Source organism: Chryseobacterium sp. 22543, from assembly GCF_052044565.1.
Taxonomy (GTDB): Bacteria; Bacteroidota; Bacteroidia; order Flavobacteriales; family Weeksellaceae; genus Chryseobacterium.
The window spans coordinates 1,202,767-1,216,839 of sequence record NZ_JBQENH010000001.1; the positions used below are offsets into that span (position 1 = coordinate 1,202,767).

Sequence of the window (14,073 nt, forward strand, 5' to 3'; positions counted from 1 at the left end):
TTTTTGTATAAAATGTAGGTCATGCAAAAAGAAAAATTACGCGTCATCAGAAAGCAAAAAGGCTATACTCAACAACAGGTAGCTGACTTTATCGCAACGGATGTATCCAATTACAGCAGAAAAGAAAGCGGTGATGTAAGAATCGTAAAAGATGAATGGGACAAACTTGCCCGTTTCCTGGATGTACCGATTGAAGACATTTATGAGGAGGAGGAACCAACAGTAGTTGTTAATAATGATCATCCTGTCTTTAATGACAGATCTTCTTCTGCAGGAGTAATCAGTAACCAGAATAATTATGATAATATTCCAGGAGCTATTATTGAGAATTTACAAAACTATATTACTTTATTAAAAGAAGAAAATATAAGGCTTAAACAAGAACTGAAAAGTCTCCCAAAAGGAGGAAAATAATACGGTTTAAAACTTTTAAAATATTAGTGTCACTCATATTAAATTATGGAGTGACATTTTTTTGTAAAATAATTTTAAAACAAAATGTATTTTTTGACGCAAAGAATGAATGATTCTAAGGTTTTATTTCAGGAAGCAAAGAGTTCTGACTTTGTAGCTGATGAAGCTTTGTGTGATAATGCATTCGCTTGAAAAATCAATGGAATTGATTTCGACTTTGTCCCCTTAAAATATTAAAGAAAACAAATAAAAACTTTGCGTTAAAAAATTCTTTTATTTAAGTCCCTTGAAACTTACAATTCCTCCAACGGATCCCAAAACAGCTTTTTGAAATTTTTTATTCTAAGATTTTCCACAACAATTCCTTCTTTTTCCAGCTTAGGCTGAAATTCCGGAACAGATAAAACTCCTGAGCTTGATATGACACGGTGAGCAGGAACATCTTTCGGGCATCCTCCCATCGCTTTTCCTACATGTCTTGAATGGTTAGGATAGCCAACTGCTTTTGCTATGGCACCATAGGTAGAAACTCTTCCTTTGGGAATAAGTCTTGCTACTTCGTATACCTGTTGTTTAAAAATCTCGTCCATATCAAATTGTTATTTTTAGCTGGCTTTCTTTTTTTGCATCATTTTTGAACTCTCTTAAGCTCGATGATGTTTCATTAAAAGATAAAGATATGAAAAAATCATTTTTCAGGCTGTTGAATGCAGTTAATAAAAAGGTGCTTCCGAAGTTGAGTAAGAAGGATCCTAATCAATTGACGAAAGTTGAGAAAGGTATTCTTGCGTATCGGTATTTTGTACTGGTGAATTCTTTAGATTGATTTTTTTATTTGACCACAGATGACACAGATTTTCACAGATGCTTGTGGAGTTTTTTGGAAAACGCAAAGACGCAGGGATATTATCTGAGATACAAATTGAATATCACTATTTATTTAAACCATTAAGCGCATTTAAGTTTTTAAGAATATTAAGAGAATAGCTAAAGCTATTTTTCAGCTGCCTGCTTTATTATTCATCAAAGATGAAACTTAATTCTTACTCTCTTCATTTTTTCTTAATGGTTTAAAGAGTTTAGTTTTCATAACATATCTATTTCCAAATCTAGCAAATAAAAAGCGCTTCAAATGAATTGAAGCGCCGTATTGTAATCTCTGGTGAGAATTTTATTCTTAAGCGTTTTCTAAGATATAAGAGAACATCAATGGTGCACAGATGGTTGCATCACTTTCAACGATAAATTTCGGTGTAGTGATATCAAGTTTACCCCAAGTGATTTTTTCATTCGGAACTGCTCCTGAATATGAACCGTAAGATGTTGTAGAATCAGAAATCTGGCAGAAATAAGACCAGAAAGGAATGTCATGCATTTCCATATCCTGATACAACATTGGCACAACACAGATAGGGAAATCTCCTGCGATACCACCACCAATTTGGAAGAATCCAACTCCTTTACCTCCTGAATTTTTAGAATACCAGTCAGCCAAATAAGTCATATACTCAATTCCCGATTTCATTGTAGTAGCTGTAAGCTCTCCTTTGATACAATATGAAGCGAAGATATTACCCATTGTAGAATCTTCCCATCCCGGAACTACGATTGGCAGATTAGCTTCCGCAGCAGCAATCATCCAAGAGTTTTCTCTAGGAATTTCATAATACTGCTCCAATACTCCTGAAAGGATCATTTTGTACATGAATTCGTGCGGGAAATATCTTTCTCCTTTAGCTTCAGCATCTTTCCAGATCTCAACGATATGTTTTTGCAATCTTCTGAAAGCTTCTTCTTCAGGGATACAAGTATCTGTAACTCTGTTTAAACCTCTTTCTAAAAGATCCCACTCATCCTGAGCAGTCAAATCTCTGTAATGAGGAACTCTTTCATAGTGAGAGTGTGCTACAAGGTTCATTAAATCTTCTTCAAGGTTGGCACCTGTACAAGAAATAAAATCTACTTTTCCCTGACGGATCATTTCAGCAAGAATCTTCCCTAATTCAGCAGTAGACATTGCTCCTGCCAAAGTAATCATCATTTTTCCGCCATCTTTAAGATGTGCAACATATCCTTTAGAAGCATCCACCAATGCAGCTGCGTTGAAGTGCAGGTAATACTTTTCTATGAATTCAGTTATCGGTTTGCTCATTTTTTTAATTTTTGCAAAGATAAAACTTAAAAACGGAATGCAGTCAAAGCACTTGAAGAAAGTGTGATAGAGGAGTCTTTTTTTATCATTTGTTAAATGCTAAAGTTATTTTGTTGGGAAACGCAAAGACGCAAAAAGTTCCCAAATATTGTGGATATTTTTAAGGCGCAAGAACATTTCGACTTCGCTCAATGTAAGTTTTTCAGCAAGGGTTGTGTATAAAGCAATCAACAGCACAAAATTTTATCGGAGATAAAATCCTTGCATCTTAAAGCATTTAGTATATGAAAATCTTGCGTCTTTGCGTTTCCAAAAATAGTTGAGCTAATAAAATAAAAAGCGCAGCTAAATAAGCCACGCTTTTATTATAATTCAACTTAATAATATTCAATATCTATTTATCCTTCCCAGGCTTCCACTTTCAGGATCTCAATTTTTCTTTCTCCGTCTCTGAAAGGCCAGTTGATAACATCTCCTACTTTATATCCCACTACTGCAAGGGCAATATCCGATAGTATGGAATGTTTATTCTTTTTAAGCTTTGCTTTGGTAGACGGCACAAAAATATATTCGTGTTCAAAATCTAAGGTATGGTCTTTCAAAGTCACCTTCCTTTCAACGGTTACGATATCAACAGGCAGATCTCTTCTCAATACCTGTTTTGCATTTCTAAGTTCTTCTGTAAGTCTTTTTTCTTCTCCGATGCTCACTTTTTTCCTTCTGAGTGTATCTTTTATAGCATCATAAATTCCGGTGGTTACAATAATATGATTGGACATTTTCTTCAATTTTTTTTAAATTAAAATGCAGTTATTCCCTAACGATCCAATGTAGAATCCAGGCATACAACAGCCTTCTTCTATAGAAAACCGCAAAAAAGCAATAAATAAAATCCGAAATGAGCCCCTGTCTTGGATCCTGACAGGGCTTAATTGATAAAGTCCTTAGAACTTTTCAGAAAAGAATCTGTGTGTAGATAAAGTAATGACAGCAACAATCCTGATTGTCTGCGTTCTGCTGATAAAGAGATTGTTGCTGCCATTATTATGAGATTATTTGTAATCCTTACAAATATAGCATTTAAAAACGGAATGTAGCGGCTGCACTTAAAGAAACTCTTGTAAGACCTTCTTTCTGGTCATCACCAAGATCAACGGTCTGTCCATTAACTTTCATTTTGCTCAAGGTTCCTGCAGTAATTCCCAACTTCGGACCTATCATGAAGTTTTTCGAAACTGCATATTGATAGGCTGCCCCCAGCTCCAGACCAAGATTTGAACCTGTACCTTTTACAGCTTCAGTTTTTGTAGTATAGGTAATCACTCCAAGAGATACATCAGCAACAATTTTGTGGTTTGTAGGTTTGGTATAATTGGAGAACATAACGGAAGGTCCAAAGAATGTAATATTATCTTTAGTACTTATAGAAGCTGTAACCGTCTGTCCATTCATATTGTATCCGCTCAATACAGCGCTGCTGGAAGCATTATAATTGGAAAATTTAGCACCAATCCCAATATCTTTCACATTATAATAAGCCGCAATTTCAAAATGAATTCCGTTTTTCAACCCTTTAACGTAATTTTTTTCCGCCATGGAAAGCCCAGGTGCTGTTTTAGCTACTCTCCATGCATATCCTACAGCCGGTATGATAGTTATTTTTTCCTGTGCAAAAGAAAGTAAAGAACTCGAAATAGTTCCCAATAGAATTAGTTTTTTTATCATGGTTTTAAAGTTTCCGGCAAAATTAAAATTTTCTCCGGGAGAAACAAGCTAAAATTTGAAGCGCCTGTTCTCTTTTTTATCGGAAAGCTTTTTCTTACCATCAAGTCTTTTTTGTTTCTGAGCTCTTGAAGGTTTTGTTGCTGTTCTTTTCTTCGGAATGACAAGAGCTTTATTTACAATTTCAATTATTTTTTCAATGGCTTTATTTTTATTCATCAGCTGAGTTCTGCTTTCAGAAACGGTAAGGAATAAAAAGCCTTCTGCATTGATTCTGTTTTTCAGTTTATCCTGAATCAATATTTTTTCATCATCATTGAAAAACTCAGATGAATCTACTTTCCAAAGTACGGTAACAGCAGTCTCTACTTTGTTGACATTCTGCCCTCCGGCCCCGCTGCTGCGGGAAGTTCTGAAGCTGAGTTCTTTTGAAAAGGTTTTCATTTTTTTAAGATTTTGAGATACTAGAATCAAGAGCCAAGACTATAAATTTACATTTAAACTTTTATATAGTTCTAATCTGTTTACTTTCCCGTTGGGTGTGCGCAGAATTTCACTGATAAAAATAATTTCTTTGGGTTTGTGAAAGCTTTTTTCAAACGGTATTTCTGAAATTTTCTTTATCACCTCATCTGATTCATACCCTTCTATAATCAATATTAATTTCTGACCCAAACTTTCATCTGGCAAGCCAATAAATACAGCTTCATTCGGAATTTCTTTTTTTATCAAAGCTTCAAGAGTTTCCGGAAAAATTTTTGCGCCTCCTGAGTTGATCACGTTATCAATTCTTCCAAGAAATTTAAATTGTTTTCCATTTCTAATATCAACTAAATCATTAGTTTGCAATTCTTCAGCATTTAAATTCGGTGCATAGATTTTCAGACATTCCCTTTCATCTAAAGAGATGGATACATTTTCAAAAACCGTGAAATAGTCTTCCTGTTCCGGCATCAGTTGTTTTAATCCAATATGAGAAAGGGTTTCAGACATTCCATAGGTTTCAAAAATACGGGTTGAAGAACTAAGGTTCATCTTCAGAATTTTATTTTTCAGACTTTCTGAAACGGCGGCACCACCAATGATCAGATTTTTAATCAGATGAAGTTTCTCCAGTGAATTTTCTACCTGAAGCGGAGTCATAGCACAAAAATCTATTTCTTCATTCAAGTTTTCAACAGGTTTTATGGAAGGTTCGGCAATTCTTAACTTCAATCCTCTTTCTATAGATCGCACAATCATCATTTTTCCCGAGATATATTCTACAGGCAGGCAGAGTAATGCAGTATCTCCTTTTTTTAATCCCAAAAAGTCACATGTCATCACCGCTGAATTGATCATTTTCTTTTTTTCGATTTCAAAGATTTTTGGCACTCCTGTAGAGCCTGAAGTCTGGACATTTACTCCACTTTTTTCTGAAAACCATTCTTTCAGAAAAATTTTCACTTTTTTTTCAAACTCCGTATGGAATGATAATTTATTAATATTGAGATTATTGAAGTCTATCAGCATATTTTCCGTAAATAAAATCCACAGTAAATTTAAAAAAAAAATCAAAAAGTTCTTGTATGTAAAGAAAAAAGCTGTAAATTTGCACCACCAAAATAAAACAGACCTATAGTGTAACGGTAACACTCCGGTTTTTGGTACCGTCATTCGGGGTTCGAATCCCTGTGGGTCTACAAACCATCCTTCTTTAAGGATGGTTTTTGTTTTTATCCTACTTGATTAAAAATCTATTTTTTTTAGGTAAACAGTAGAAAATTGAAAGAAGATATTTGTAAATAAGAAAAAAATATATAAATTTGCAACACCAAAAATAAAGCAGACCTATAGTGTAACGGTAGCACTCCGGTTTTTGGTACCGTCAGTCGGGGTTCGAATCCCTGTGGGTCTACAAACCATCCTTTTTTAAGGATGGTTTTTGTTTTTTATTCTACTTTCTAAAATTTTAAAATGGGTAATCAGCTTCTTTTATTATAAAAAATAACAACAAGATTGTCAAGCATTTATTAAAAAAAAATATCTTTAAAGTAATGAAAACCAAAATAATATATATCTGGCTTTTGATAGTAGGTACTTTCATTCCAATAAATGCCTGTACTATTTTTTTAGCCAATGACGGTAAAAATGTATGGATAGGCAATAATGAGGATGAGAGCCCTGATATGAAATACAGATTCTGGTATATTTCCAGAGAAGAAAAATCATGGGGATATATGCTGTGGTCTGAAAAACATGACGGATATAATGATATCATGTGGCAATATCCTCAGGGAGGAATGAATGAACACGGTCTTTTTTTAGATTATACCGCAATTGATAATATTCCTGTAATCGTTAATTTATCCAAAATAAGCAGAGAACAAGAGGTAGTAAATGATATTCTGAAAAAATGCAAAAGTGTAAAAGAAGCTCTTCAACTTATTGCTCCTTATAATTTATTAAAGCTTTCAGGAGCTCAATTATTCATAGCTGATTCTTCAGGAGATTACGCTACCATCCATGGTAATTATATTGTTACTAAAACAACCCAAAATTTTTCACTGACTAATTACTGCATTGCTAACGGACATCAGGAAGCCTGCTGGAGAAGAGAAACATCCAAAGATCTTCTGTCCCAGTTTCATTCTTTTACTGAAAAGAATATTACCCATATTCTTGCAGAAACTGCACAAAGAGAACCTGGAGACGTTACAACCAACTACTCAATGACCATTAATCTGAAAAAGCAGGAAATGATGCTTTATTTAAAGGGAGATTTTACCACGCCTGTCAGATTCAAATTGGCTAAAGAGCTGAAAAAAGGAAAACACTCTTCAGACATTACGGAATATTTTCCAAAAAATATCAGAACCTTTTTAAGTTCCATTTATCAGAATAAAGGAATGGACGAAACTATTCGGCTTTACAATTCTTTATTTAAAAATTCATCGGAGGTTTATAATTTAAAAAATAATGATGCTATTTATTTTGGAGCAGATCTTCTCCGAACAGATAAAACCGATGATGCCATCACATTTATTGAAAACCTGAAAAAGAGAACGGGTAAAAGCATACTGATTAATGACTGGCTTGCCATCGCTTATCAATATAAAGGAGATTCTATACAATCACAGAAATACTTTCGCTCTGTACTTAAGGATTCTCCGGATGATTATCTGGCGAATTTGTATGGAAAAAGAAATTCCCGAAAGGTTATTTTTAAAATCAATGCCTGGCCGGGTGCTCATAATGTAAAACTTATCGGAAGTTTTACCCAATGGCTAAAAGAACCAATTGTTCTTGAGAAGCAAAAAGGATACTGGTACGCGGAGGTTGAAGTCCCGAAAGGCAGACATGAGTATAAATTTCTCGTTGATGATGTATTTTATCTGGCTGATCCTTTTAATCTTATTTATATCTGGAACGGGAATAATGTGAATTCAGTTTTATCATTTTAAAAATAAAAAAAAGACCTTTCAAAAGGCCTTTTATATTGGTAAATACTACACTTATTTATTTTTTAAGATCATCAATCTCTTCCTGTATAGATTTGATTCTGTCTCTTAATTCCTGGCTTATTTTCCCTGGAATCTTTTTGACTTTTCTTAAATCCAGAGCCAGCATAATGGAGGCTATTCCCATAAAAATAAAAGAAACACCTGTAAGGGTAACTAATGAAAATCCTGTAAACACAGGATTAAATATCAGCAACAGGGAAAAGATAATTCCTCCGACGCTTGCAAAGGCTACATTTCCCCAACTCATTATTCTCATACTTTTCAGGTCGAAAGCAAAGCCCAACAACTGAAAGGAGCGAAACAGTAAAGTAAATCCTATGACAAACGGAAGTACTGTCATTGAAATCTGAGGATTTGCGATAAGATAAACTCCTATTGCAGTCGTTAATAATCCACTTACCAGAAACCAGCCCCAGCCCTGTAAGGACTTACTGTTCTGTAAGGAAAAGAATATTTCAGTAATTCCTGAAAATAAGAATGAAACACTAAAGAAAATAGAAAGTGTAACATAGGTTGCAAGCGGTACACTGAATACATAAAAACCACAGATCAGGAAAAGAATTCCGAAGATTAATGGAATATACCAATGTTTTACAGTGTTGGTAAGAGTTTGAAATAAATTAGCCATAGGTGTCTTTTTTAGTTCTGCCTACTTTTTGAAACGGGTTCGGCTTGTCCGCAGGTATTTCAAACAGATTAAAATTTCACCTGAATTTGAAATATAACCTCTTACTAATGTACAAAAAAATAACCGTAGAACATACCAGATTGTGTGAATTGTTCCCACAAAAAAAACACTTCATTCTATCAGATACAGAAACAAAAAGGTGAAAACTAAATAATTTTCACCTTTCCAAAACATGTTTAAATCTGTTTTATATTATTACTTCGGTTTGTACAATTTGTACATAACAAACAAAAAGCCAATCCATACCGGGATCAGAATAACCTGAATTTCCATTCCTGTAATACTCATCAATCCTAATATAAGAACCAAAAAGGCAATACAGATATAATTGGATATTGGATAAAATATAGATGGGAATTTTGAAAGAATTCCTGACGCATTTATTGATTTTTTAAATTTTAAATGGGTGTAGCATATCATCAGCCAGTTGATGATCAAAGTAGATACTACTAAAGCCATTAAGTATTCAAAAGCTTTTTCCGGCACTAGTTTATTAATGATAATACATATCCCGGCAAAGCATGATGAAATAAGAATAGCGTTGATAGGAACAGAGTTTTTATTCAGTTTTTTCAGGAATTTCGGAGCATTTCCCTGCTGAGCCAGTCCGAAAAGCATTCTGCTGTTACTGTAAACACTACTGTTATATACTGATAAAGCCGCTGTTAAAACAATCAGATTAAGAACATTTGCAATCAATGTATTGAACTGAATTACCTTACCAAAAATACTGAATTCAAGACCATTTAGATTTTGAAACACCATCACAAACGGGCTGGATCCTTCTGTAATATCTCTCCAGGGACTTAATGAAAATAAAATCACCAAAGCTCCTACATAAAAAATAAGGATTCTATAGATTACCTGGTTGGTAGCCTGTGGAATGGTTTTCTCTGGATTTTTAGCTTCTGCCGCAGTAATTCCGATAAGTTCCAATCCACCGAAAGAGAACATGATCATGGCCATTGCAGCAAATAATCCTGAATACCCGTTTTCTGTTTTATTAAATAATCCTTTCGGAAAGAATCCGCCATCGTTCCATAAATTGGTGATGGTTGCTTTTTCTCCTCCTGTACCGCTTATCAAAAGGTATACTCCGAAGATAATCATGGCAATAATAGCTACGACTTTGATGATGGAAAACCAAAACTCTGTTTCTCCGTACACCTTTACGGAAGCGAGATTAAGCGCATTGATCACAATAAAAAAGAACAAACTGGAAACCCAGAGCGGTATTTCCGGCCACCAGAAGTGAATATAATGCCCTATTGCCGTGAGCTCGGCCATACTTACCAGGATATAGAGAATCCAATAGTTCCATCCGGAAGCAAATCCTGGGAAATTTCCCCAATATTTGTAGGCAAAGTGGCTAAAACTTCCTGATACGGGTTCCTGAACAACCATTTCACCAAGCTGACGCATAATAAAAAAGGCAATAATTCCGGCTAAAGCATAGCCTAAAATTACTGAAGGTCCTGCCAGTACTGCAGCCGGCCCGATTCCCAGAAACAGCCCGGTTCCTATGGCACCTCCAAGGGCAATTAATTGTATATGTCGATTTGTTAATCCTCTAACTAAAGTCTCCTTTTCTCCTGTTTTATTTTCGTTGCTCATTGAATGAATTATTCGGTCGCTAAATATATAAAAACTTTTCAGAGAAATTCACATTCCATGGGGTAAATTGACAATTCGGGTTTCCCCTAACAGAAGAGCCCACTTTTCTTTTTATCTCATGATTGATAAAGCTTACGAGTTGTTGTCTATTTTTAGCACAAAAAAATATGATCTTCTTCGATAGCTGAAGAAGATCATTATTTTATGATGACTTATATTTAATGTTAAGCGTAAAACTAAAGTCTACAAAAACTCTTTCGGAATCGAAATATTATTCTTTTTCATATACTCCAAAAGATCCTGATATTTATCTTCATACGCATCTATTCCACATTTATGCGAAATGCTGCAGATATCGGATGGCTTGATGTCTAAAATAGTTGATATTTTATTCAGTATCTCCAGGTTGATCTTTACCTTGGAATTCTCAATATCGGAATAAGCTTTCTGGGAGATTCCCATTTCAAAAGCCATGTATTCCTGGGTAAAGTCTTTACTCCTGCGAATTTTTCTGATATTTTGTCCACATACTTTCATCGTTTTTGTTTTAGTAGTTTTCGGTATATTTTAGAAGATTATCTAATAGCCTCTAACAAAGTTAATAAATACCTTTGGCAAAACATTATACACGTTACATGATATTTATTTTCAACATAGAAAAGAGTCAAAAATAAGCCTTTTTTCAGAGAAAATATCACTTCGGTAAACACTATTGGAATTTATGGAGACGCAAAAATTTAATTATGACAATAATATTGTCAGAGCATTCCTCTATGCGACTATCGCATTCGGACTTGTCGGATTTCTGCTGGGGCTTACAGCTGCATTGATGCTTTTTTATCCTGAATTACCTGAATTTTTATTCGGTACGGATGATACAACTATTAAAAGCTTAGCTTCGGGCAATATTCAGGGACTGATCAATACTCAGGGAGCGATGGGCTTCGGAAGAATCAGAATGCTTCATACAAGTGCTGTAATTTTTGCTTTCGTATGTAATTCCTTTTTCTGTGGTGCTTACTACAGTATGCAAAGACTTCTTAAAACCAGAATGTATAGTGATACGCTTTCATGGATCCATTTCTGGTCATGGCAGCTGATGATCGTTAGTGTAGTGATTACTTTCCTTATGGGAATCAACACTTCTAAAGAATATGCTGAACATGAATGGCCTATTGATATTTTAATTGCATTCTCATGGATCGTTTTCGGGATCAATATGTTCGGAACTATTGCCAAGAGAAGAGTGAGACATTTGTATGTAGCCATCTGGTTCTACCTTGCAACCTGGATTGCCGTAGCAATGCTCCATATCTTCAATAATCTGGAAGTTCCGCTATCTTTCACAAGCTGGAAATCTTATTCTGTATATGCAGGTGTAAAAGATGCATTAGTACAATGGTGGTATGGGCACAATGCAGTAGCATTTGTATTAACTACCCCTGTATTAGGTCTGATGTATTACTTTATGCCAAAAGCAGCACAACGACCGGTATTCTCATACAAACTATCCATTATTCACTTCTGGTCGCTGATCTTTGTATACCTTTGGGCCGGGCCTCACCACCTGCAATATACAGCTTTACCTGCCTGGGCTCAGGCTGTAGGAACAGGATTCTCTATCATGCTTATTGCACCGTCTTGGGGAGGAATGCTAAATGGCCTTCTTACTCTGAGAGGTGCATGGGATAAAGTAAGAGAAAATCCAATTCTGAAATTCTTTGTAGTTGCTATTACCTGTTATGGTATGGCTACTTTTGAAGGGCCTTTATTGGCAACAAAATCATTAAATAAAATTGGTCACTATACCGACTGGGTTATTGGTCACGTACATTTAGGAGCTCTTGGATGGAATGGTTTCATGGCATTCGGAGTGGTATATTATCTGGTTCCGATCATGTGGAGAACGTCTCTTTGGTCTAAAAAACTGGCCAACTGGCACTTCTGGCTGGGAACATTAGGAATTATCTTCTATGCCGTGCCTATGTATATTTCAGGATTCACACAGGGACTGATGTGGAAACAGTTCAACCCGGACGGAACATTATTATGGAAAAACTGGCTGGATACCGTTACCGCGATTATACCTTACTTTAAAATGAGATTCTTAGGAGGTATTCTCTATCTGTCCGGAGCAATCTTAATGGTCATCAACGTTATCAAAACTGTTAAAGCCGGTTCATTCCAGAAAGAGGTTCCTGCGGAGGCTCCTGCACTGGCCAACATTGGTACTTCAAGAAAAGAAGGTGAAGGAGTACACCTGTGGTTGGAAAGAACCCCTACTCTCCTTTCTATATTAGCTTTTATCACGATAGCAATTGGTGGATTGGTGGAAATTATTCCGACACTCTCACTGAAGCAAAGTGTTCCGACGATCACGGCAGTAAAACCATATACACCACTGGAACTGGAAGGAAGAGATCTTTATATCCGTGAAGGCTGTAATTCATGCCACTCGCAGATGATCAGACCTTTCCGTGATGAAGTGGTAAGATTTGAAGGAAAAAACGGACAGTATTCCAAAGCCGGAGAATTTATTTACGACAGACCTTTCTTATGGGGATCTAAAAGAACAGGACCGGATCTTCACAGAGAAGGAGGAAGAAACCCAGACTCATGGCACTTCAAACATATGTACAACCCAAGAATTACATCTGCAGGTTCTATTATGCCGCGTTTTCCATGGCTGATTACCAATAAACTGGACCGTGATAAGATGGTAGATAAGATGAAACTGATGAAAAATGCTTTCGATGTTCCTTACACAAAAGCTCAGATAGATTCTGCCAACCAATGGGCAGACAACCAATCTAAAGCGATTGTACAGAGAATCTACTCTGAAGCAACAGATGTAAAAGATCAGATGGTAAAAGAAAAAACAGCAAAAGGATCTGCGTATGTACCGCTTGAACAGAGAGAAATTGTAGCAATGATTGCTTACCTGCAGAGATTAGGTACGGATATTAAAACAACACAGGTACAAACAGCCAGCGTAGAGTAACATTTAAAATTTAATTGCAATGAAAACGAGAACCCCAATTTCAATATATATCGCAGCAACGATAGGTTTAACGATCATGGCCTTTGAAATGTTCGCCAGTGATTCAGGATATTTTTCTTCTCCTTTTTTCTGGGCGCTGATATTAATTGCCATTATCCTCCTGCTGATCATGAATTCTATTGGAGATCTGGTGGAAAATGAAAACTTCAACAGATTATCAGAGGAAGAGAAAAAACAATATCTAACAGAGAAGAATGTGCCTTATTATCAGAAATTATGGAACTCTGCCTTCAAAAAACAATCCGTTACAGAAGAAAAGGATATCCTTATCGACCACGGTTTTGACGGAATTACAGAGCTTGACAACTCGCTCCCAAAATGGTGGATTGGCCTGTTCTGGTTCGGATGTATCTTCTGTGTAGTTTATCTGGTAGCTTTTTCTTTCACAGATTATGCCCATCCGGAAGTGGAATATACCAAAGAAGCAAAAACCATGTTGGCTTCTATTGAAGAGTATGAAAAAACAGCTCCTCAGATCAATCTGGAATCCGCAAAGTACAGTGCTGATAATATAGCAGAAGGCCAAGAACTTTTCAAAACGAATTGTGTTACCTGTCATGGAGACGGGGGAAAAGGAGGAATAGGTCCTAACCTTACCGATACGCACTGGATCAACATGAAAGAAAAAAGCCTGTTTAAAAATGTATTCTGGATGCTTGAAAACGGTTCTCCAAACAATCCTACCATGAGACCTTTCATCAAGGAAGGAACTATCACAGGAAGAGATGCCGAAAAAATTGCCGCTTACATTTACCATATCAACCAGGAAACCGCTCCTATTACCGCCGCACAAGGTGGTGCCGCTCCACAGGGAGAAGAGGTGAAATGGGAAAACGGAAACAACTAAAAAATTATTATCTATCATATAAACCATGCCAGGCCCCCTTTACAACTACACTAACATTTGAATTTCATTTTT

Annotated in this window: 14 protein-coding genes and 2 tRNA genes; 7 read left to right on the forward strand and 9 right to left on the reverse strand. The window is 35.8% G+C overall.

Annotated elements, in window-relative coordinates:
* Nucleotides 1-21: 21 nt before the first annotated feature.
* Nucleotides 22-414 carry a helix-turn-helix transcriptional regulator gene (locus ACTJIP_RS05370; RefSeq protein WP_077418990.1) on the forward strand — a complete coding sequence of 131 codons (393 nt, stop codon included), beginning with the start codon at nt 22-24 and terminating at the stop codon, nt 412-414.
* 293 nt (nt 415-707) lie between these two features.
* Here the strand turns inward: ACTJIP_RS05370 and ACTJIP_RS05375 are convergent, their stop codons facing one another.
* Nucleotides 708-1,004: an MGMT family protein gene (locus tag ACTJIP_RS05375; protein WP_077418989.1), complete on the reverse strand. Its 297-nt coding sequence runs from the start codon at nt 1,002-1,004 to the stop codon at nt 708-710.
* An 89-nt stretch (nt 1,005-1,093) separates the two neighbouring features.
* On the opposite strand from ACTJIP_RS05375, the gene ACTJIP_RS05380 reads away from it, so the two are divergent.
* On the forward strand, nt 1,094-1,240 hold the full coding sequence (locus ACTJIP_RS05380) for a hypothetical protein (RefSeq protein WP_167498843.1): 147 nt from the start codon (nt 1,094-1,096) through the stop codon (nt 1,238-1,240).
* A gap of 351 nt (nt 1,241-1,591) precedes the next feature.
* Here the strand turns inward: ACTJIP_RS05380 and ACTJIP_RS05385 are convergent, their stop codons facing one another.
* The 5 genes from ACTJIP_RS05385 to ACTJIP_RS05405 all read right to left on the reverse strand — a co-directional run bounded on the left by ACTJIP_RS05385 (nt 1,592) and on the right by ACTJIP_RS05405 (nt 5,800).
* Complete coding sequence (locus ACTJIP_RS05385) at nt 1,592-2,566, reverse strand: deoxyhypusine synthase family protein (protein WP_440704197.1); 975 nt, start codon at nt 2,564-2,566, stop codon at nt 1,592-1,594.
* A gap of 398 nt (nt 2,567-2,964) precedes the next feature.
* On the reverse strand, nt 2,965-3,345 hold the full coding sequence (locus ACTJIP_RS05390; protein WP_440704198.1) for a GreA/GreB family elongation factor: 381 nt from the start codon (nt 3,343-3,345) through the stop codon (nt 2,965-2,967).
* A 301-nt stretch (nt 3,346-3,646) separates the two neighbouring features.
* Nucleotides 3,647-4,291 (reverse strand): hypothetical protein, encoded by a 645-nt coding sequence (locus ACTJIP_RS05395; RefSeq protein ID WP_426481689.1) that lies wholly within the window; start codon nt 4,289-4,291, stop codon nt 3,647-3,649.
* Between the two features lie 48 nt (nt 4,292-4,339).
* On the reverse strand, nt 4,340-4,732 hold the full coding sequence (gene arfB, locus ACTJIP_RS05400) for an alternative ribosome rescue aminoacyl-tRNA hydrolase ArfB (RefSeq protein ID WP_219071761.1): 393 nt from the start codon (nt 4,730-4,732) through the stop codon (nt 4,340-4,342).
* Nucleotides 4,733-4,771: 39 nt separating this feature from the next.
* Complete coding sequence (locus ACTJIP_RS05405) at nt 4,772-5,800, reverse strand: AMP-binding protein (RefSeq protein WP_219071762.1); 1,029 nt, start codon at nt 5,798-5,800, stop codon at nt 4,772-4,774.
* Between the two features lie 99 nt (nt 5,801-5,899).
* Between ACTJIP_RS05405 and ACTJIP_RS05410 the strand changes: the two genes are divergently transcribed.
* The 3 genes from ACTJIP_RS05410 to ACTJIP_RS05420 all read left to right on the forward strand — a co-directional run bounded on the left by ACTJIP_RS05410 (nt 5,900) and on the right by ACTJIP_RS05420 (nt 7,731).
* Nucleotides 5,900-5,970: transfer RNA gene (locus ACTJIP_RS05410), tRNA-Gln, on the forward strand.
* 144 nt (nt 5,971-6,114) lie between these two features.
* A tRNA-Gln gene (locus tag ACTJIP_RS05415) sits at nt 6,115-6,185 on the forward strand.
* A gap of 139 nt (nt 6,186-6,324) precedes the next feature.
* The gene (locus ACTJIP_RS05420; protein ID WP_219071763.1) at nt 6,325-7,731 is read left to right on the forward strand and encodes a hypothetical protein; all 1,407 of its coding nucleotides are present in this window, start codon (nt 6,325-6,327) and stop codon (nt 7,729-7,731) included.
* 55 nt (nt 7,732-7,786) lie between these two features.
* Here ACTJIP_RS05420 and ACTJIP_RS05425 read toward each other — a convergent pair whose 3' ends face one another.
* From ACTJIP_RS05425 to ACTJIP_RS05435, 3 genes are all read right to left on the reverse strand, one after another.
* Nucleotides 7,787-8,419: an HdeD family acid-resistance protein gene (locus ACTJIP_RS05425; RefSeq protein ID WP_428168719.1), complete on the reverse strand. Its 633-nt coding sequence runs from the start codon at nt 8,417-8,419 to the stop codon at nt 7,787-7,789.
* A 255-nt stretch (nt 8,420-8,674) separates the two neighbouring features.
* Nucleotides 8,675-10,093, reverse strand: a complete 1,419-nt coding sequence (locus ACTJIP_RS05430) for an amino acid permease (protein ID WP_180564562.1) — start codon at nt 10,091-10,093, stop codon at nt 8,675-8,677.
* Nucleotides 10,094-10,336: 243 nt separating this feature from the next.
* On the reverse strand, nt 10,337-10,630 hold the full coding sequence (locus ACTJIP_RS05435) for a helix-turn-helix domain-containing protein (RefSeq protein WP_426481684.1): 294 nt from the start codon (nt 10,628-10,630) through the stop codon (nt 10,337-10,339).
* Between the two features lie 184 nt (nt 10,631-10,814).
* On the opposite strand from ACTJIP_RS05435, the gene ccoN reads away from it, so the two are divergent.
* On the forward strand, nt 10,815-13,094 hold the full coding sequence (gene ccoN / locus ACTJIP_RS05440; protein ID WP_440704199.1) for a cytochrome-c oxidase, cbb3-type subunit I: 2,280 nt from the start codon (nt 10,815-10,817) through the stop codon (nt 13,092-13,094).
* Between the two features lie 19 nt (nt 13,095-13,113).
* A complete protein-coding gene (locus tag ACTJIP_RS05445; protein ID WP_219071766.1) occupies nt 13,114-14,001 on the forward strand; it encodes a cbb3-type cytochrome c oxidase N-terminal domain-containing protein in 888 nt (295 codons plus the stop codon).
* Nucleotides 14,002-14,073 lie beyond the last annotated feature (72 nt).